Origin of the sequence: Legionella pneumophila subsp. pneumophila str. Philadelphia 1, assembly GCF_000008485.1 — a bacterium.
Classification (GTDB): domain Bacteria; phylum Pseudomonadota; class Gammaproteobacteria; order Legionellales; family Legionellaceae; genus Legionella; species Legionella pneumophila.
In genome coordinates, this window is the sequence record NC_002942.5 from 565,419 (window position 1) to 584,817 (window position 19,399).

Sequence of the window (19,399 nt, forward strand, 5' to 3'; positions counted from 1 at the left end):
TGTTTGAGCACAAGGATCTTAGCATAAAAAGCAAAAGACTTATTGAGGTTTTTAATTGCTAAAGTAATGTGATTTATTCCGGTAATCATTTGATTAAACCAATGCGTTTAATCAATAAATGATGAAGTTTTCCCGCGCCAGAGACGTCACCTGACATCAAAAAATCAGCAACATACTCAAAACCTGCTTTTATATAAACATGCTTGGCTCTGGGATTGTCACTTGCGGGATCAATTAAAAACGTATCGGCTTTCGGATCGACTTCTTTTATAAAAAAATCAATAAATTCTATCAAGGTTCTAGCTCCATAACCTATGCCAAAATAGTTTTTATCACCAATCATGTAATCGATACCATAAGAATGTCCAGTCTTGGAAAGGTTAATCAATTTAATGTCGTCGATCTCATCTTCGCTTGTTTCTTGGATTGTCATCAGCATTGCGAAAGGATGCCCATTACCGCTTGCTATCCAATAAACATATTTACCGTCCGCATAGGATGAGGGTTCTGTGCGACCATTAATAAAGTTTAAGATGTCATCTTTATGGGCTTGCGTGTTGTCCCAGAACTCTTGAATAAAGGGCTCTTTAAGCCAACTAAAGATAATGTTGATATGATTGGAATTGGCTTTTTCAAAATTTATGCGCATTATGTTAACCTGGGTCTCCGATATAATTTGTAACCGATGTCTTCGGAATAGACCCTGCTCTTAATTGGTCGGAGTGACAGGAATTGAACCTGCGACCCCTGCCTCCCGAAGGCAGTGCTCTACCAGTCTGAGCTACACTCCGCTTTTGTTTGAAGTTACATTCAATTAATCTGATATTTTAGAAAGTATACGAGTTATTTTACTTGAAGTGAATTTATCCGTCGATTTATTGTTGATTTGAGTACTTAAATTTGCCTCAAAATAACCCTTAATTTATCCATATAAAACGATATAAAGACAAATTATTATGAAAAAGCGGGTATCTATTTTATGCTATACATTGATTTTACGGCTTTTTTACCTTTTCTTAAGCTCTGTTTAATGTTCTATTGTCAATTTTGGGCTAATATAACAATAATATCCTTACTACCCGGGTAAATATAAATGGCAGACGGCGATATCGAAATCAAAGCAGGTTTCGTAGATACTGATCTAGACGATCGCAAACTGACAATGATAGATGATTTGAATAATCCATTAGCCATAGTGGAGCGAGTCTATCTAATATGGTGGCATTGGGCAGATTTTCATCTTCATGTTATTTCTCCACATATTGATACTATTACTCCTGCGATAGTCATTGAACCCGAACTGATACCTGGTTCTAATGATCATGAATTTGTTTATTCTATTCATGATAGTGGCTCTAAATTATCTACATCCAAAAGCCAGGATATGTTTAGTGCGGGTATGTCCATGTGCAAACTTTTCTATACTATTGAAAAAATGGTCTATATACTGGTAGAGCGCTTAAAATCTGGTGGTGTCAGTATGGAGGCAGAGGTTCAGATAGCTTTTGCTGGCCATGAAATAGCGCAGAGAAAGGCTTTTGAGTCGATTATTAATTTACCTTATAACGTTGTTGTGACTAATTTTGATCCTGGAATATGGGGTGAAAAATATTTACAAAATGTGAAGCGACTGGCGGATAAAGGGTATGGTTATCCTCCTGAATCCCCAAGAAAAATTTATATGCATCCAGTATCTTCTGGAACTACTGCACGAAAATAAATAATTAGCGAGAATGGCTCAACAGTGTTTTAAACTTTTTTAAAACCAGTTTGGGTCCATTGATGCAAAAGCTTATAATTCCCTTTTAAGCAAAAAGGGGCTATTAAAGTGGCAGGAATAAAATAAAAAAATCGGGCGATAATTTGTTGTCTTGATAGTTTTTTACCAGAGTCAGTTGTCAGTTTAAATCTCCAGGCTTTCATACCTATAGTTTGTCCACCAAATCGAATAGAACCATAATAATAAACAAAAATGATACTGAATAATGAAAATTGATACCAACGGGTAGCAGGAGGAATGGCTTGTCCATGAGTGAATAAGAGCAGGGCAGAGGTGTATGCAAAAAATAAAATGGATAGGATGATTAAATCATAAATCATTGCGCCAGTATATTTGATGAAAAACATAATGAATACATATCCTGCATTGATTTCAATTATTAATTTTTGGAATATTATAATCATTTAGGAAAACACATTCTAAATTTTTTGTTACTTAAATAGAAGCTTGCGTCAGGTATAGAAAAATAAAAAGAATATTGTTTAAATTGTTGCGCAATCAGTTACTCATGATTTTTGTACCCTGGCTTACCAAGGCTAAACTGTCAATATATAATTGACTTAAATCAATTCCATTGATGTTAAGTTGAGTTACTTCTTCCCAATGCCCTTCTTCATAAGCGATTACCAAAGACAATAGATCTCCTAGTGGTCCTGATTTATTTGTCAGAGCATCTTTTATCTCCTCAGCCAGAGTAATTTGTTCTACCAATGCTGGCATGGGTTTGTTTAATAAACAGTCTAATATGGATAATAATCCTGCAGTGTAGGCACTTTGACTGAAAATATTCGAGCTTTTTTTAGCGAGTTCTTCCGCCATATGGGCTCTGATTAAACCTGACTCCAATACTTCTATAGGTTTATCAGAGATATTTTTCATGGAAAACAGCATAACCCATTTTTTCAGGTTGATGATGCCAAGCCTTGCAACGGCTTGATCGATGGATTCTATGCTTGGTCCGCTGGAAAATCCAACTGAATTGACCAGTTTTAGAAGTTGATAGCTTAGTAATGGATCAGCTTGGATAATATGAGTGATCTCGTTTAAATCGCAATCTTCTTTTTGTAATTCCTGGATGAGTTGAAGTACATTTAATTTGTTTGCCGCTATTTCTGTGCCTTCCTCTGCAATGGAGTTAAGCAGGAAATCACCACAGTAATAATCCATGGTCATCGCTTTACATTTTTCAAAATTAACGTGTTGATTTAGATCATAAGCAATGATTTTACGATTTTTTGCCTTACTGTATTGTACTACTTTAGTTACATCCGATTTACTCATTAACTGCTCAGTCAGTCCTATGTATTCGGCAAAATTTAGCCAAGCCAATTGTTGAGGGGTATTAATTAGCAAAGCAATAGAAAATAGAGAATCTTGTAGTTCAGTTAGTGAATAAACTGATTCGATTTCATCTGCGGATAATTTTAAAATAATGGGGTTATTGATTGGTGTTTCAAATTGCTCAAGCAATTTTTTTAGGGAAAAAGGAACAAATAAAGGTAATTGGGTGTCTGTGTGGTAAATGAGATCATAAAGTTGCCTTGTTAATTCTTCATTAAGCATTACATTGCGGCAGGATAATATTTCAAAGGCGACACATTTTAATTGTTGATTATATATAGGTCTTTTTGTGATCATAAAGACTTCCATTTACTCACATTATGTAATCATAGTACGGGTTTTTGTAATTGGCCAATGGACTATTCATTTTCCTTATAAACTGAACTTTGCGTGATAAAAACAGAGTGCTATACTTCCCATGCATGAATTGAAATTTAGTAATTCTAAATAGTTTTTAAGACCCAATTTTTTTATTTTTCAAAGCCATTTGTTGCGCAGTATACTTAATGAATTATGTTTCTCAATAAGTCTAAAGGGTGAATGTGAAATAATTGAATGGGATTCAATATTTAGAAGAAAGTATATTGATGACATTTTCTTATGAGGAAGAAATTAATAGTGAACAAGAAAAGACCGATCAATCTTGATTTAAGCAGTCTGAAATTTCCGCCTATGGCTATCGCATCGATATTACATAGGATTTCAGGAGTTCTGATATTTTTATTATTTCCCTTCGTATTATTTATTCTTGGTTGTTCCTTGCAGTCAGAGGAATCTTTTGTACAGGCTAAAACAATGTTAGCCAATCCTTTCTATAAACTTATGCTATGGGCTTTTGGAGCCTCTATGATTTATCATGTCATCGCAGGTATAAGACACCTGATAATGGATATGGGATTTGGTGAGAGTCTTCGTGCTGGCCGTATGTCAGCCGTTTCAATTATAGTTCTTGCAGTTATTTTGGCAATTTTTCTAGGAATCTGGATATGGTAAACAATGTCACCAGTTTAACAGGAAATGGGTTAAAGGATTGGTTAATTCAACGAGTTACCGCTGTCTATTTTGCAGCCTATTTAATTTTTTTGTTTGGATTTATATTGGCAAATCCTGATTTAAGTTTTTCTCAATGGCATCTTTTGTTTACTAACAAGGCATTTCAAATTGCAACAACAATTGGATTGATGGCTTTGACATTGCATGCCTGGATAGGTATTTGGACAGTAACTACAGATTATATGAAATGTACTGTTATACGTTTATCAGTGCAGTTATTAGTTGTTTTGTGGCTCCTTACTCAATTTATCTGGGGCCTTATGATCATTTGGGGACAATAGCATGACAGTGGCACGTAACAGATTTGATGCGGTAATTATAGGAGCTGGTGGTGCAGGAATGCGTGCTGCACTCCAGATGACAAATTCTGGTTTAAAAGTAGCGTTGTTATCAAAAGTATTTCCAACCCGCTCACATACTGTGTCGGCTCAAGGCGGTATTACAGCGGCTTTGGGCAATGCTGATGAAGACGATTGGCGTTGGCACATGTATGATACCGTGAAAGGCGCTGATTACATTGGTGATCAGGATTGTATAGAGTATTTGTGTAAAACTGGCCCTGAAGCAGTTTATGAACTGGAGCATATGGGGCTACCTTTTTCACGAATGGATAATGGAAAAATTTACCAACGTCAGTTTGGTGGCCAGTCAAAACATTTCGGTGGAGAACAAGCGGCCCGTACCTGTGCTGCGGCAGATAGAACCGGGCATGCCTTGCTGCATACCCTTTATCAACAGAATTTAAAAGCTAAAACTCATGTATTTAGTGAATGGTATGCTCTCGATCTGGTAAAAAACTCACAAGGAAGAATTGCAGGTGTTACTGCCATGTGTATGGAGACTGGCGAGATTGTATTTTTTCAGACTCGAGTTTGTATTTTGGCGACTGGGGGAGCCGGTAGAATTTTTCAATCGACAACGAATGCTTTTATCAATACTGGCGATGGCTTTGGAATGGCACTAAGAGCTGGTATACCTCTTCAAGACATGGAAATGTGGCAATTTCATCCAACTGGCATAGCGGGTGCTGGTGTTCTGGTCACGGAGGGTTGCCGAGGTGAAGGCGGCTATTTAATAAACAAAGATGGTGAACGCTTTATGGAGCGTTATGCTCCCAGAGTAAAGGACTTGGCTTCCCGGGATGTGGTCGCTCGCGCTATGGCTTTGGAAATTCGGGCAGGGAAGGGATTTGATCCAAAAGGCGTCGATCATGTTAAATTAAAGCTTGATCATCTAGGCGCTGATTTGATCATGTCTCGCTTGCCTGGTATTCGCGAGTTATCAATGAAGTTTGCCGGTGTAGATCCAATTGTTGAGCCGATTCCAGTTGTTCCAACTTGCCACTACAGTATGGGAGGAATACCCACCAACATGCATGGCCAGGTTATAACTAAAACTGATGGCAAAGAGCATGTGGTGGAGGGATTGTATGCGGTAGGCGAATGTGCCTGCGTTTCGGTGCATGGCGCCAATCGATTAGGCGGTAATTCCTTATTGGATTTGGTTGTGTTTGGTCGTGCAGCCGGGATACATGTTGAAGAATTATGGCAATCAAATCAATTGCCTGATATGTCTTATGTGAGTGAAGACGATGTAGCGGCTTCCCTGGTGCGTTATGAGCGCTGGGAAAACTCAAAGGATGGTGAAAGCCATGCGGTAATACGAGATGAAATGCAAAGAGTAATGCAGGAAGATTTTGGAGTATTCCGTACAGGTGAGGTAATGGCTTCAGGATTGAAACGTTTACAAGCTCTGCGCGATCGATTAGCACATGCTAAACTTGATGATAAAAGTCAAATTTTTAATACAGAACGCGTTGAAGCTATGGAATTGGATAATTTAATGGCAACAGCTTATGCAACGGCTTTATCTGCAATTGCGCGAACTGAAAGCAGAGGAGCGCACAGCAGGGAAGATTATCCAAAACGAGATGATGCAAACTGGATTAAACACACATTGTATTTTGAGGAAGGTGAGGTGATAGATTATCGTCCGGTTAATACCTCACCCAAGTATGTCGAGCCTTTTGAGCCGAAAGAACGCGTTTACTAATGAGGATATTTTATGGCTGATAGTAGAAATTTAATCCTGTCGATTTATCGCTATAATCCTGAGGTGGATGCCAAGCCTTACATGAAAGATTATGAGATAGAAATCCCGGCTAAAAGCGATCCCATGTTACTTACTTTGCTTGAGCGCTTGAAAGCTGAGCAAGATCCTTCTATTACTTACAGGCGGTCATGTCGAGAAGGAGTATGTGGCTCTGACGGGATGAATATCAATGGGACTAATGGATTAGCTTGCATTACACATATTTCACAATTAAAAACAGATAAAATTGTCATACGTCCTTTACCAGGTTTTCCAGTCATTCGTGATTTGGCAGTTGATATGACACAATTTTATCAGCAATATGAGCGCATTGAGCCTTATTTACAGAATGATGAAGTAGCGCCTGCTCGAGAGAGGTTACAATCTCCTGAAGAGCGAGCACAATTGGATGGCTTGTATGAGTGCATTTTATGCGCTTGTTGTACCAGTTCATGTCCTTCTTACTGGTGGAATCCTGATAAATTTGTAGGCCCTGCTGGACTTTTACAAGCAAGGCGTTTTTTAGCAGACAGTCGTGATAAAGCAACGCAACATCGTTTGGATTTATTACAAGATCCTTTCAGTGTATTTCGTTGTCGTACTATTATGAATTGCACGAATGTATGCCCGAAGGGACTCAATCCGACGCAAGCGATTGCAAAAATTCGCACGCAAATGTTGACGCAGGAAACGTAATAAATCAGTCCTTGTTACTCAGAAAGTTTCTGGGTGAACCCTTTGGAGAGAATGATAATGAGCAGTTCTGATCTGCAAAAAGAATGGGCTTCTTCCTATTTGTCTGGAGGAAGTATGGCTTATGTTGATAGTCTTTATGAGGATTACCTCGCAGACCCTGATTCAGTGTCAGAGGATTGGAGAGCGGTATTTAGCGCTTTACCCAAAGTAAATGGTGCTACCAAAGAAGTATCTCATAGGGACATTCGCGAATATTTTTTGCAGCATGCTGATAAGAAGCTTAATAAAATAATTCAAATTGCAGACAGTCAGCAGTACCAGGTTGCCAGTCTGATTAATGATTTTAGATCATTAGGACATCTTGCCGCAAAGCTAGATCCATTGGAAATGACGGAGCGTATGCCAGTGCCACGGCTGGAGCTTGCTTATCATAATCTTGCCGATGTAGATGTAAATCGTACCTTTTTTGCTGGCACCAGTTTTAATGGGCCAGAGATGACCTTGGGGGAAATATACAACGCCCTTCGCGAAACATACTGCCGCAGTATAGGCATAGAATATATGCATATCTCTGATACGGAAGTCACTGAATGGTTACAAAACAAAATGGAATCAGTACGCGGATGTCCTGAATTCAGTCCACAGGAAAAATTGAATATCCTTAAAGACTTGATAGCGGCAGACGGTTTGGAGCGTTATCTCGGAACCCGATATGTTGGTCAAAAGCGATTTTCTCTTGAGGGGGGAGATTCTTTAATTCCAATGATGAAAGAACTCATTAGAAGATCGGGTATAAACAATGTGAAAGAGCTTGTCATTGGAATGGCACACAGAGGGCGCCTAAATGTATTGGTGAATGTCCTTGGTAAAGAGCCAGGACTATTATTTCAAGAATTTGAAGGAAAAATTAAATACGAGCGAACTGGTGATGTGAAGTATCATCTGGGTTTTTCCTCTGACATAAAAACAGAATCAGGCGCTATTGTGCACTTGGCTTTGGCATTTAACCCTTCCCACTTGGAAATTATAGGGCCAGTAGTTGAAGGATCTGTACGTTCACGTTTGGGAAGACGCAACGATTTGGCTAAAAAGGATAAAGTAGTTCCCATTGTCATTCATGGCGATGCCGCTTTTGCAGGTCAGGGTGTGGTTATGGAAACCTTTAATTTCTCCCAGGCGCGTGGATATTGTACTGGTGGAACAATCCATATTGTTATCAACAATCAGATAGGATTTACAACGAGCAATCCTTTGGATGCCCGTTCAACTCTCTATTGTACAGATGTTGCCAAAATGGTTCAGGCACCAGTCATTCATGTCAATGGAGATGATCCTGAGGCAGTAGTTTTTGCTACCCAGGTTGCTTTTGATTTCCGAATGAAGTTTAAGCGAGACATAGTAATTGACTTGGTCTGTTACAGACGTCATGGCCATAATGAAGCGGATGAACCTTCTGTGACTCAGCCAAAGATGTATAAAAAAATCAAATCCATGCCCACATTACGTGAAAAATATGGGGAACAATTGGTCAGCGCTAATTTATTAACCAAATCAGAAGTAGACAAGTTAGTTGATTCCTACAGAGAAACATTGGATAAGGGTAAAGCGGTTGTCGATTTGGTTCATGAAGATTATGAAGGAAAGCAATCTTTAGATTGGACTCCTTATATAAATGCCAAGTGGACGGATAAAGTAGACACAACCATTAGCAAGGAAGAATTGGAAAAAATTTCATCCCAATTAAACAAATTGCCTGATGGAATGAAACTGCATCCCGTTGTGGAGCGTTTGTTAGCTGAACGAAATAAAATGACCGCTGGTGAAATCCCTATGAATTGGGGCTATGCCGAGATCATGGCTTATGCCAGTTTGTTACATGAAGGCTACGGAGTAAGAATTTCTGGGCAAGATAGTGGTCGAGGAACTTTTGCCCATAGACATGCCGTACTCCACGATATTGAAACAGGCGATACTTTTATTCCTTTGGAACATATCTCAACCAGTCCCAAACGTTATTTTACTGTAATAGATTCAGTGCTTTCTGAAGAAGCGGTATTAGCTTTTGAATATGGCTTTGCTTCGTCTGAGCCATCTTTCCTGGTTATTTGGGAAGCTCAATTTGGTGATTTTGCAAATGGAGCACAAGTTGTTATCGATCAATTTATAAGTTCCGGTGAGCAAAAGTGGGGGCGGCTGTGCGGATTGGTGATGCTTTTACCCCATGGCTATGAAGGACAAGGCCCTGAGCACTCTTCTGCCCGATTGGAGCGTTATATGCAGCTTTGTGCACAGCACAATATTCAAGTATGCACTCCAACAACTCCAGCACAAATATTTCATTTGTTAAGAAGACAAGTTATTCGTAATTTCAGGAAGCCTTTAATTGTCATGACTCCCAAAAGTCTTTTACGACATAAATTGGCTGTTTCACCTTTGGAAGCTTTGTTTAAAGGAAAATTTCACACAGTGATTCCGGAAATCGATGCCTTGGACGCACAAAAAGTAACAAAGGTGGTGTTATGCTGTGGTAAGGTTTATTATGATTTATTGCAAATGCGCCGCGATAAAAACTTAAACCACGTAGCGATTGTCCGTATAGAGCAATTGTATCCATTTCCCAAAAAAGCATTAATGGCTGAATTGGAGAAATATCAAAAGGCTAATGAAGTTGTCTGGTGTCAGGAAGAGCCACAAAACCAAGGAGTCTGGTTCTCTTCTCAGCATAATATGCGTGATTGCTTGCGTTCTGACCAAACCTTGCAATATGCTGGCAGAGAGTTTGCTGCTGCACCTGCAGTTGGTAGTCCCGGGTTGCATGCGGAGCAACAAGTTGCTTTGGTTGAGCAAGCATTACTTGGTAAAAAATAAATCTAAACAATATAATATTAAGAGAAGGTATAACCATGTCTATTGAAGTCAAAGTACCTGTTCTACCCGAGTCAGTAGCTGATGCAACAGTGGCTGCGTGGCATAAGAAAGTGGGTGATAAAGTATCTCGCGATGAGAACCTAGTGGATCTGGAAACAGATAAAGTTGTGCTTGAAGTTCCATCACCTGTGGATGGGGTATTGTCTGACATTCTGTTTAATACCGGAGATACGGTTGGTTCAGGAGACTTACTGGCAAAAATTTCTCAAAGTGTTTCTGTAGAATCTCAAAAAACTGAGAAAGAAGAGAAACCTGTCAAAAAAGAAGAAATAAAAATTTCCGAAAGTGAATCAGTTAGCACAAAAGAAGATAAATCAACCAGTCCGGTAGTAAGACGGATGATGGCTGAAAATGATTTGAAAGCCGGGCAGATTCAAGGTACCGGTAAAGATGGCAGGATAACCAAAGAAGACGTTTTATCTTATATAGAATCTAATAGAGAAAAAGCAAACCAAACCGCTGAAGTTCAAAAAGAACCTTCTATGAGAGCACTTTCCTTTGGCGGCAGGGAAGAAAAACGTGTCCCTATGACGAGACTAAGAGCCAAGATTGCGGAACGTTTACTACAAGCACAACACAACGCTGCCATGTTAACCACTTTTAACGAAGTGAATTTGAAGGCAGTTATGGACATGCGTTCTCAGTATAAGGATAGTTTTGAAAAAAAACATGGTGTAAAACTTGGATTTATGTCTTTTTTCACAAAAGCAGTAGTAGAGTCGCTGAAACGATTCCCGGCCGTGAATGCTTCCATTGATGGGCAAGATATTGTTTATCATGGTTTTTATGATATAGGAATTGCTGTTTCTACTGAAAGAGGTTTAGTTGTTCCGGTAATTAGAGACGCTGATCAATTAAGCATGGCAGAAATTGAATTAGCCATTAATGATGCGGCATCAAAAGCCAGAACCGGTAAGCTGTCTATGGAAGAGATGCAAGGGGGAACATTTACCATAACCAACGGTGGAGTATTCGGTTCATTATTAGCTACTCCCATTATCAACCCACCGCAAACAGGTATCTTGGGGATGCATAAAATTGAGGAAAGACCTATTGTAGAGAAAGGGCAAATAGTAATCCGTCCTATGATGTATGTTGCTTTGTCTTATGATCATCGTTTAATTGATGGAAAAGATTCTGTACAATTTTTAGTAAGTGTTAAAGAGTTGTTGGAAGATCCGTCTCGACTTTTACTTAATGTTTAATGAGTCATGTTTAACTGCAAGGCCCGTCTTGACGGGTCTTGCTTTTTTAAAAAGGTAATTAGAATGAATTTACATGAATATCAAGCCAAGCAATTATTCGCGAGCTATGATTTACCAGTTCCTCGTGGTGAGGTCGCTTATAATGTTGAGGATGCCTTGCTCGTTGCTTCTCAATTATCAACCTCTCGCTGGGTTGTGAAAGCACAAGTCCATGCTGGTGGTAGAGGTAAAGCTGGTGGGGTGAAACTGGTTTCTAGCAAGGATGAATTGGCTGCAGTTGCGAAATCCATGTTAGGTACACGCTTGGTTACCTATCAAACTGATGCCAGAGGCCAACCGGTTAATGCTATTTTGGTTGAAGAAACCTGCGAAATAGACAAGGAATTATATCTCGGTGCTGTTGTTGATAGATCCACCAGACGAGTTGTTATTATGGCCTCTACAGAAGGTGGTGTTGAAATTGAAAAGGTTGCTCATGAAACACCTGAAAAAATTTTCAAGGTGGTTGTTGACCCATTAGTTGGTGTTATGCCCTTTCAATGTCGTGAAACAGCTTTTAAACTTGGATTAAAAGACGATCAAATCAAACAGTTCACTCATTTGATGATGGGATTAGGGAAAATGTTTGTTGAGTGTGATTTAAGTCTATTAGAGATAAATCCGCTTGTCATAACAAAATCAGGGCAACTAATTTGTCTGGATGGAAAAATTAATATCGATGGAAATGCTTTATTCCGACAGCCTAAACTGAAAAATATGCGAGATGTTTCTCAGGAAGATGATCGAGAAAATCGTGCCAGTGATTGGGAGCTTAATTATATTCCTTTGGATGGGACAATAGGTTGCATGGTAAATGGTGCTGGTTTGGCTATGGCTACCATGGACGTGATAAAATTACATGGTGGTGAGCCGGCTAATTTCCTGGATGTTGGGGGAGGCGCCACAAAAGAAAGAGTCAGTGAAGCTTTGAAGATTATTGTGTCAGATGAAAAAGTCAAAGGAATTCTAGTTAATATTTTTGGTGGTATCGTTCGTTGTGACCTTATTGCTGATGGAATTCTTGCTGCTGTAAAAGAAGTGGATGTAAAAATTCCTGTTGTTGTCAGACTGGAAGGTAATAATGCCCAGTTAGGTGCTGAGATATTGAATAAAAGCAATTTGAATGTGATTGCTGCAACGAGTTTGACAGACGCAGCCAAGAAAATTGTAGCAGCAGTTTCCGAATAAAGAATAAATTAATTTTGGCATTATTGGTAAGGTAGTTTTTAAAGCAGATATGCCATTAGATTACGAGGTTAACAATGAGTGTATTAGTTGATAAACATACAAAAGTGCTATGTCAGGGCTTTACTGGAAAGCAAGGTACTTATCATACAGAGCAAGCACTGGCTTATGGAACCAAGATGGTGGGGGGGGTTACTCCAGGCAAAGGTGGTCAAATGCATTTAGGACTGCCTGTATTTAATACCATGCGTGAAGCCGTCGAGGAAACCAAGGCAGATGCCAGTGTGATCTATGTTCCTGCACCATTTTGTAAAGATTCAATTATTGAAGCAGCAGAAGCAGGTATTAAACTGATTGTTTGTATTACAGAGGGTGTGCCTGTATTGGATATGCTGCAAGTAAAAGTGTATATAGAAAACAATACACAGGCTCGATTAATTGGTCCAAATTGTCCAGGAATAATTACACCAGGTGAATGCAAGATAGGTATTATGCCTGGCTATATCCATTTACCCGGAAAAGTTGGAATCGTTTCACGTTCTGGAACTTTAACTTACGAAGCAGTAAAACAAACTACTGATAAAGGGTTTGGTCAAAGTACCTGCATAGGAATAGGTGGCGATCCTATTCCAGGAACCAGCTTTATTGACGCTTTGTCTTTATTTGAAAAAGATCCTAAAACAGAAGCTATCATCATGGTAGGAGAAATTGGTGGTTCAGCAGAGGAAGAGGCAGCTGAATTCATTAAGTCTCATGTAAAAAAACCTGTAGTATCTTACATCGCTGGAGTCACAGCACCTGCTGGAAAGCGTATGGGCCATGCTGGAGCAATTATCTCTGGTGGGAAGGGGACCGCAGCAGAAAAATACGCTGCACTGGAAGCGGCTGGTGTGAAAACAGTTCGATCTCCTGCTGACCTGGGAGATGCAATAGCTGAGGTAACTGGTTGGTAAGAAAATACTTTTTCTTACTTAACAGCTCTTGCATTATAGAAATAGGAACTGATTAAGATAAATTGGTGATTTTTCCTCGAATCATGTTGGTGCTGTGTATCAAGCGCAGCCCAACAGACATCATGATAATATTGTTACTTGGTTAAATAAGATTAGATCCATTTCATAACCTGCCCTAAAACAAAATCAGGTCTTAGGACCCCCAATCTCGTTGTTAAAAATTTTTTTAATTTAGTTTATTGCCATATTCCCTCATTAAAAGTACTTTTGCCTTGGCCATGGGGTTTCTCATAAGTCCTGAAAATAATCAGTTTATGCAAGAAGTCGATTGAAAAATTTTAACTGTAAAATGTATCGCAAATTATAAATTTTAGAGAGTATAATTATTTACATTTTTTTAGTGAAGGTTTGCTATGAGCAAATTTAGAAGTCTTGCGGATATTAGACGAGATTATGGTGAGTTGCAGCTCAGTGAAGAATCCGCTGAAAATGATCCCATTTCTCAATTCAAACTATGGTTTGATGATGTATTACTAAATGAAAAAAATGATCCCACTGCAATGGTTCTGTCTACAGTAGATGAAAAGGGCTATCCAGATTCCAGAGTTGTCTTATTAAAAGGATTAGAGAACGGTAATTTTATCTTTTATACCAATTATCAAAGTGCCAAGGCAATGCAAATCCAAAAGAATCCTTATGCAGCACTTAATTTTTATTGGCCACAAATGGCAAGACAAGTACGTGTTCGTGGTCGAGTAAAAAAAATCAGTAGCGAGCAATCCGATGCTTATTTCTCCTCCAGACCTTTAAAAAGTCAGTTTAGTGCGATTGTTTCTCCCCAAAGCCAAGAAATTCTGGATAGGATTTCTTTAGAAGATGCTTTAAATCAGTTGATTGAAGAATATGGCCAAAAACCCGTAGTCAGACCGGAAAACTGGGGTGGATATATGATAATCCCGGATGAGATTGAGTTTTGGCAGGGTAGAGATAACAGATTACATGATCGAATTCATTATTACCGGCATGGTCATGAATGGACGCACCGTAGATTGGCACCTTGACCGGCAGTTTTTGTCATCATTCCTGCCGGCATCATTTTACTATTGAGATATAGAAGGATGAGTTTTCATGGAAGGTTGGTTAATGGTTGAATTCTTTTGAATAAGCACATGGGATTCGCAAATTTTCCCAGATTTATAAACCAGGACTCGCGAAAAATTCCAATCTCTTTGTTAAAAACATGTTGAGCTTTGACCTTAGAATAATGTGTCCGTTATATCAATATTCTGTTGGGGATAGATGGGTTAGAGCGGGATAATTTATCGTTCTTGACGGTTGTTATTTTAAGCAATATAGACATTTATTAAGCATAAAAGTCCATGAAAAAATAAGATAAAAAAATTGGCCTAATACTTGCTTCTCTATTAATAAAATCAATAAGTTAATGAAGTATCGTGTTAAAGAACCAAAAGTAAAAAGATTTTTGTCAAGATAATGTAAATATTTGATCTTCGAAGGCAGGGGGCAAATTAAAGTCGTAAAATTGATTTAAGTGTGGGAGTTACATGCACTAAAAAGCGGTTCTGCACCAATTGCGTTAATAATTATAGACTTAGGAGTAAATGAGTTGAAAAGCGGAAATATATTCAGGATACATAAAAGAGGCTATCATCATGAACGATACAACATCATTATTATCACATCTTAGATTACGATTTAACATTGAACACCCAAGCTATGAAGAATGTTATATTTTTGGGTATGAATGTGCATTGGCAGAAGTTCCAGAAGAAGATAATCCTTTCCGCGAAGGTTCTCAAGAAGCAGAACAATGGCTCGAAGGATGGTGGGCTGGTATATATGGAGAAAAACCATTATTTGATTTGAACAATATCGAGGAAGATATTCTTTTAGATAAAACCACAGCTGCAAATGATCAGCAATATCATCATAAAAACAGCTTCCTATCTTTAGTCTTTGAAATTGGTGGTGCGATAGCCGCTTCCGCAATAGTAGGCTACCAATTACTTGAGCTCGTAGCATGATCATCGCGTTCAATTGAAGAGTATAATGTAATGCCTCTTCAATTGAATGGGAGTGTTTCTTGTATTGAGTTCAGTTTTTAAATAATTTTAAAACCATCGACCTCATTCGTTCAATTTCAGATGGATTGAATTCTTTATAAAGCTCACTGCCAATATCAAGGCAAACTGTAACTTTCTCACCTAAACCTTTCAGCAGGTCAACCCCTGATAATTTAAGTAATTTGATATGTTGGCTAATTTCACTTGCCCAAGCATCGAGGTATTTCATATCAGTGAATACCGGCAAAAAAACATGGTTATTTTCTTCCAAAAATAATACTCTGGGTTCACTATCATCAGAATTGGATTCAATAGGAATTATAAAATTTGCCTTGATAAATTCAAGGTAAACTTTATTCGCTTCTTTTGAGCTTCCGGAAGATTCAAAAGCTTCTTTAATGGCTATATTTAGTTTGTTCATCAGGGGTAGATCTCATGTCTGTATAGTATCTTGAAAATTTGCCTTTTAAACTTGTTCAGAGTAACCAACTTCCATTCATGAAAATATATGAGGATTCAATTTTAACAGGACAAGGGCATACCAATTTCGGTCAATTATGAGCCCTGGTACTTTATAAATTTGAATCTATTTTTGTCATCCGCACAGGCGGAACGACTCGAATGTTTCACTATATAATCAAAATATGATTTTGCCTTACTCTCTTTAAAACTTCTTGGTGAACCCTCGGGGATTATTCATTTTTGTTTTGAGTTCATCCACTGGATATCCGAAAACTCCAATCTCTTGGTTAAAAAATGTTTTTAATTCAGTCATTTAGTTTGTCTAAATTCTCTCATTTAAAACATTTTTTTCCTCGACCTTGGCTTTTTTCGTAGGTCCTGGTCTTTTAATCATTCAACTCAATCCAGAGGATTTTTGTTTTGCTGGATGACGATGAGTCATTAAAAATTAGGATTATATCCTAAATCCTCAATACATTACTAATGAGGCAAAGGTAAAAATAAACTATATGTTGAAATAAGTTACAACAGCAGTATAATGATAAGTTATCATTGTTAATTTATTGATCATTTTTTAAATAAATACAGCATGTGGTGGTTATACCAAAATGGGAATATCTAAAGTGGAAATTTATAAACGTAAAAATTACCTGGGTTTTGCGTGGTTAGTTTGGGGGTTGGCAGCTGCTTTTTATTTTTCTGATTATTTAGCTAGAGTAGCGCCTGGTGTAATGCACCGATATCTACAAATGGACTTTGGCATTAATGAGGCTGGCTTCGGCATATTAACTGCATCATTCTATGTTCCATATATCTTAATGCAAATTCCTGTAGGATTGACAGTTGATCGATTAAGCATACGATGGTTATTGACTATTATGTCATTAGTTACTGCTTTTGGTTGCTGTGTATTTGGCCTTGCGGATGGTCTGCTGACTGCATCAATTGGAAGAATGTTGATTGGTTTCAGTGCTGCTTTTGCATTCATTTGCTCACTTCGCCTTGCCACTTCATGGTTCCCCCCAACTATGCTTGGATTATTATCTGGATTAACTCAAGCGTTGGGAATGCTTGGTGCTGCCGCAGGGGAGGCCCCTGTTTCATTTTTAGTGAGTAATGTTGGCTGGCGCCATAGCATGCTGATTATCGCCTTCTTATTTATTGCCTTATCAGGATTATTGTATCAATTTGTGCAAGATAAACCCGGTGAGCATCGCAATGAAATTCGTTCTGTTAATCGAATCAGTATTTTGGATAGCTTAAAGATCATTTTATCAAATAAACAAACTTGGCTTAATGCGATGTATGCTGGATTTTTATTTGGCCCCACCGCTGTAATTGGAGAGGCAATAGGTCCGGCATATTTACAGTTCGGCCGTGGTTTAGGGGCGCACGCAGCTGCATTTGCAACAGGATTGATCTTTATAGGCTGGGGAATTAGTGGCCCATTATCAGGTTGGATTTCTGATAAAATGGGACGTCGTAAGCCATTGATGATTATTTCCGCAGTATGTGGTGTGATCTTGAGCAGTTTATTTGTTTTTATTCCTGAAATGAGTCAAACAACGGCTTACATACTATTTTTTGTTTTTGGTCTTACAAACACTGGGGTTGCGATTTCATACGCTGTTTCTACAGAAATACATGACAGGAGTGTTGTTGGTACATCTATCGCATTTACCAATATGACTTCAATTTTTGTCGGGGCCTTATTCCAGCCTTTAGTAGGACGTATCATAGACATGGTGTCTGGGCCCAGAGCCTATAATGTTGAAACGTTATTATTATCGGATTTCCAAGCCGGTCTAAAATTACTCCCCTTATGTTCCTTGGTGGCCTTAATCCTTGCGTTTACTGTTAAAGAGACTTATTGCAAACCCATAAGGCATTAAGAGATAGCAAAAATCAAACATTGAGCATTGCATGATAAATATGCCACCATTGTTTGATTTTTGCTGTAAATACATCAAATTTATGAAATTTAATGAAAATATTTTTCATTAAGTTTTAATCTTCTTGCATTAGACTGTCGCACTTTTAGGTTATTTGCTGTTATACTTTTCGCAGCACTTTGCTGCGCTCGAGTAATGCTATTTGCAAATTAATAACATGGAGATAATAATGAAAAAACTTACAGGATTAGTAATTATCCTGGCTGTTTTAATCCTAGGTGGATATTATGGCATGGGAATTCTAACCGAAAGAACGGTTAAAAAAACTGTCGAGGTAATTAATCAATCCAATGGGCTTTTCGCTGACATTCAGCAATATAAGAGAGGTTGGTTTTGCTCTGATGCATTAGTTAAATGGCGTTTACACGTACCTGAGCGAGTAGTAAAAGACGATGACGGAAAATTGCAAACTACTCCTGCTCAAGATTATCAAATGGAAATGCCGATTAAGATTTATCATGGCCCCATTATATACGCGAATAAGCAGTTACGTTTTGGAATGGGCTTTGCACAAACCGTATTTCCATTTCCAGAAAAATATAATCAGCAATTCAATGAGCTTTTTTCTCAAGATTCAGAAAAGCCTCAGCTGGATTTAAGCATTTTTGTAAATTATTTGAATAAAAGTACAGTTGAGTTGTCCATTCCTTCTTTCAAATTAACTGCTAAAGATGGAAATGGTAAATTTAATTGGATGGGTATGGACAGTACTACATCAATGTCTTCCAATTTGGATAAAGTGGAAGGGGAAATTGAATTTGATGGCGCAGAGTTTTCTAAAGATGATACCAAGCTCTCTTTGGGTAAGGTAAACAGCGAGTATGACTTACATAAAACGACTACAGGGTTATACCTGGGTCAAGCCAGTTTTTCATTGCCATCACTTGCTGTAGTTGTTAAAGATCAAAAGATGTTTGAAATTAGTGAATTGACATTAAGCTCAAGCAGCGATATAGACGATAATCTCTTCAGCACGCATTTTAGTGCTGCTTTAAAATCACTATTCGCCAATGGGCAAAATTACGGTCCAGGTGAAGTGGAGATGTCCTTAAGAAACCTTGATGCTGAAGTATTGGCTAAAATCAATGAGCAAGCTAATGCGATGCAAAGGGGCACAGATCAAGAGCGTCAACAAGCATTGATGGCAATGCTGCCAGAATTGCCAAAGTTATTTAGTAAAGGTGCAGAGTTTGAAATTTCCAAATTAAGTCTCAAACTTCCACAAGGCATGATTGATGGTAATTTGTTAATTACTTTACCCAAAGGAGATAGTTCTAATCCCTTTGAATTGATTCAAAAAACTCAAGGTAATGCCAAGTTAAAAATGCCAATCGAGGTAGTGAAGCAACTGATGCAGCAATCGATTATGCAACAAATGGCAAAACAGCCAGAAATGCAACAAGCGTTAATTCAACAGCTGCAAAACAGTCAAGGTCAATCAAACCAAGCAGAACCTACTCCTGAGCAAATCGCTGCAATGCAAGTAGATAAGCAAATTAATGAGTTGGAGCAATCTGGTTTAATCACTGTCGATGGCAAAGACTATGTCATTGAGATGAGTTTGAGTGAAGGAAAATTCACAGTTAATGGGAAACCATTTGATCCATCTATGATGAAATTTCAGTAGTTC

General features: G+C 38.3%; 17 protein-coding genes and 1 tRNA gene. 13 read left to right on the forward strand and 5 right to left on the reverse strand.

From position 1 onward, the window contains the following. Positions 1–85 precede the first annotated feature (85 nt). Together LPG_RS02610 and LPG_RS02615 are read right to left on the reverse strand one after the other, a co-directional pair. Positions 86–649 carry a GNAT family N-acetyltransferase gene (locus tag LPG_RS02610; protein ID WP_010946271.1) on the reverse strand — a complete coding sequence of 188 codons (564 nt, stop codon included), beginning with the start codon at positions 647–649 and terminating at the stop codon, positions 86–88. 65 nt (positions 650–714) lie between these two features. Continuing rightward, positions 715–791, reverse strand: a tRNA-Pro gene (locus tag LPG_RS02615). 302 nt (positions 792–1,093) lie between these two features. On the opposite strand from LPG_RS02615, the gene lvgA reads away from it, so the two are divergent. Continuing rightward, a complete protein-coding gene (gene lvgA / locus LPG_RS02620) occupies positions 1,094–1,720 on the forward strand; it encodes a Dot/Icm type IV secretion system effector LvgA (protein ID WP_010946272.1) in 627 nt (208 codons plus the stop codon). 29 nt (positions 1,721–1,749) lie between these two features. Here the strand turns inward: lvgA and LPG_RS02625 are convergent, their stop codons facing one another. Together LPG_RS02625 and LPG_RS02630 are read right to left on the reverse strand one after the other, a co-directional pair. Then, the gene (locus LPG_RS02625; RefSeq protein ID WP_016356734.1) at positions 1,750–2,127 is read right to left on the reverse strand and encodes an RDD family protein; all 378 of its coding nucleotides are present in this window, start codon (positions 2,125–2,127) and stop codon (positions 1,750–1,752) included. A 151-nt stretch (positions 2,128–2,278) separates the two neighbouring features. Further along, positions 2,279–3,418 (reverse strand): EAL and HDOD domain-containing protein, encoded by a 1,140-nt coding sequence (locus tag LPG_RS02630; protein ID WP_015444797.1) that lies wholly within the window; start codon positions 3,416–3,418, stop codon positions 2,279–2,281. Positions 3,419–3,739: 321 nt separating this feature from the next. On the opposite strand from LPG_RS02630, the gene sdhC reads away from it, so the two are divergent. The 10 genes from sdhC (at position 3,740) to LPG_RS02680 (ending at position 15,316) form a co-directional block, all read left to right on the forward strand. Continuing rightward, positions 3,740–4,114 carry a succinate dehydrogenase, cytochrome b556 subunit gene (gene sdhC / locus LPG_RS02635; RefSeq protein WP_015444796.1) on the forward strand — a complete coding sequence of 125 codons (375 nt, stop codon included), beginning with the start codon at positions 3,740–3,742 and terminating at the stop codon, positions 4,112–4,114. Continuing rightward, positions 4,108–4,455: a succinate dehydrogenase, hydrophobic membrane anchor protein gene (gene sdhD / locus LPG_RS02640; RefSeq protein WP_010946276.1), complete on the forward strand. Its 348-nt coding sequence runs from the start codon at positions 4,108–4,110 to the stop codon at positions 4,453–4,455. The genes sdhC and sdhD overlap by 7 nt, the downstream gene beginning before the upstream one ends. Before the next feature lies 1 nt (position 4,456). After that, positions 4,457–6,226, forward strand: a complete 1,770-nt coding sequence (gene sdhA, locus LPG_RS02645) for a succinate dehydrogenase flavoprotein subunit (protein ID WP_010946277.1) — start codon at positions 4,457–4,459, stop codon at positions 6,224–6,226. Between the two features lie 12 nt (positions 6,227–6,238). Continuing rightward, on the forward strand, positions 6,239–6,961 hold the full coding sequence (locus LPG_RS02650; protein WP_010946278.1) for a succinate dehydrogenase iron-sulfur subunit: 723 nt from the start codon (positions 6,239–6,241) through the stop codon (positions 6,959–6,961). A gap of 57 nt (positions 6,962–7,018) precedes the next feature. After that, positions 7,019–9,829: a 2-oxoglutarate dehydrogenase E1 component gene (locus tag LPG_RS02655; RefSeq protein WP_015444795.1), complete on the forward strand. Its 2,811-nt coding sequence runs from the start codon at positions 7,019–7,021 to the stop codon at positions 9,827–9,829. A 35-nt stretch (positions 9,830–9,864) separates the two neighbouring features. Then, complete coding sequence (gene odhB, locus LPG_RS02660) at positions 9,865–11,094, forward strand: 2-oxoglutarate dehydrogenase complex dihydrolipoyllysine-residue succinyltransferase (RefSeq protein ID WP_010946280.1); 1,230 nt, start codon at positions 9,865–9,867, stop codon at positions 11,092–11,094. A 63-nt stretch (positions 11,095–11,157) separates the two neighbouring features. After that, a complete protein-coding gene (gene sucC, locus LPG_RS02665; RefSeq protein ID WP_015444794.1) occupies positions 11,158–12,321 on the forward strand; it encodes an ADP-forming succinate--CoA ligase subunit beta in 1,164 nt (387 codons plus the stop codon). A 74-nt stretch (positions 12,322–12,395) separates the two neighbouring features. Continuing rightward, on the forward strand, positions 12,396–13,271 hold the full coding sequence (gene sucD, locus LPG_RS02670; protein ID WP_010946282.1) for a succinate--CoA ligase subunit alpha: 876 nt from the start codon (positions 12,396–12,398) through the stop codon (positions 13,269–13,271). Between the two features lie 413 nt (positions 13,272–13,684). Continuing rightward, a complete protein-coding gene (gene pdxH, locus LPG_RS02675; protein WP_010946283.1) occupies positions 13,685–14,332 on the forward strand; it encodes a pyridoxamine 5'-phosphate oxidase in 648 nt (215 codons plus the stop codon). A 612-nt stretch (positions 14,333–14,944) separates the two neighbouring features. After that, positions 14,945–15,316 (forward strand): transmission trait enhancer LetE, encoded by a 372-nt coding sequence (locus LPG_RS02680; protein WP_010946284.1) that lies wholly within the window; start codon positions 14,945–14,947, stop codon positions 15,314–15,316. A 70-nt stretch (positions 15,317–15,386) separates the two neighbouring features. Here the strand turns inward: LPG_RS02680 and LPG_RS02685 are convergent, their stop codons facing one another. Next, positions 15,387–15,776: an SseB family protein gene (locus tag LPG_RS02685; RefSeq protein WP_010946286.1), complete on the reverse strand. Its 390-nt coding sequence runs from the start codon at positions 15,774–15,776 to the stop codon at positions 15,387–15,389. A 649-nt stretch (positions 15,777–16,425) separates the two neighbouring features. On the opposite strand from LPG_RS02685, the gene LPG_RS02690 reads away from it, so the two are divergent. Continuing rightward, a complete protein-coding gene (locus LPG_RS02690) occupies positions 16,426–17,709 on the forward strand; it encodes an MFS transporter (protein WP_010946287.1) in 1,284 nt (427 codons plus the stop codon). 229 nt (positions 17,710–17,938) lie between these two features. Then, complete coding sequence (locus tag LPG_RS02695; RefSeq protein WP_015444793.1) at positions 17,939–19,396, forward strand: YdgA family protein; 1,458 nt, start codon at positions 17,939–17,941, stop codon at positions 19,394–19,396. Positions 19,397–19,399: the final 3 nt, after the last annotated feature.

What these genes read in the sequence shown, in the direction of transcription:
- LPG_RS02610 (WP_010946271.1), bottom strand. Translation starts at nt 649, where the DNA reads ATGCGCATAAATTTTGAAAAAGCCAATTCCAATCATATCAACATTATC.
- lvgA (WP_010946272.1), top strand. Translation starts at nt 1,094, where the DNA reads ATGGCAGACGGCGATATCGAAATCAAAGCAGGTTTCGTAGATACTGAT.
- LPG_RS02625 (WP_016356734.1), bottom strand. Translation starts at nt 2,127, where the DNA reads ATGTTTTTCATCAAATATACTGGCGCAATGATTTATGATTTAATCATC.
- LPG_RS02630 (WP_015444797.1), bottom strand. Translation starts at nt 3,418, where the DNA reads ATGATCACAAAAAGACCTATATATAATCAACAATTAAAATGTGTCGCC.
- sdhD (WP_010946276.1), top strand. Translation starts at nt 4,108, where the DNA reads ATGGTAAACAATGTCACCAGTTTAACAGGAAATGGGTTAAAGGATTGG.
- sdhA (WP_010946277.1), top strand. Translation starts at nt 4,457, where the DNA reads ATGACAGTGGCACGTAACAGATTTGATGCGGTAATTATAGGAGCTGGT.
- LPG_RS02650 (WP_010946278.1), top strand. Translation starts at nt 6,239, where the DNA reads ATGGCTGATAGTAGAAATTTAATCCTGTCGATTTATCGCTATAATCCT.
- LPG_RS02655 (WP_015444795.1), top strand. Translation starts at nt 7,019, where the DNA reads ATGAGCAGTTCTGATCTGCAAAAAGAATGGGCTTCTTCCTATTTGTCT.
- odhB (WP_010946280.1), top strand. Translation starts at nt 9,865, where the DNA reads ATGTCTATTGAAGTCAAAGTACCTGTTCTACCCGAGTCAGTAGCTGAT.
- sucC (WP_015444794.1), top strand. Translation starts at nt 11,158, where the DNA reads ATGAATTTACATGAATATCAAGCCAAGCAATTATTCGCGAGCTATGAT.
- sucD (WP_010946282.1), top strand. Translation starts at nt 12,396, where the DNA reads ATGAGTGTATTAGTTGATAAACATACAAAAGTGCTATGTCAGGGCTTT.
- pdxH (WP_010946283.1), top strand. Translation starts at nt 13,685, where the DNA reads ATGAGCAAATTTAGAAGTCTTGCGGATATTAGACGAGATTATGGTGAG.
- LPG_RS02680 (WP_010946284.1), top strand. Translation starts at nt 14,945, where the DNA reads ATGAACGATACAACATCATTATTATCACATCTTAGATTACGATTTAAC.
- LPG_RS02685 (WP_010946286.1), bottom strand. Translation starts at nt 15,776, where the DNA reads ATGAACAAACTAAATATAGCCATTAAAGAAGCTTTTGAATCTTCCGGA.
- LPG_RS02690 (WP_010946287.1), top strand. Translation starts at nt 16,426, where the DNA reads ATGGGAATATCTAAAGTGGAAATTTATAAACGTAAAAATTACCTGGGT.
- LPG_RS02695 (WP_015444793.1), top strand. Translation starts at nt 17,939, where the DNA reads ATGAAAAAACTTACAGGATTAGTAATTATCCTGGCTGTTTTAATCCTA.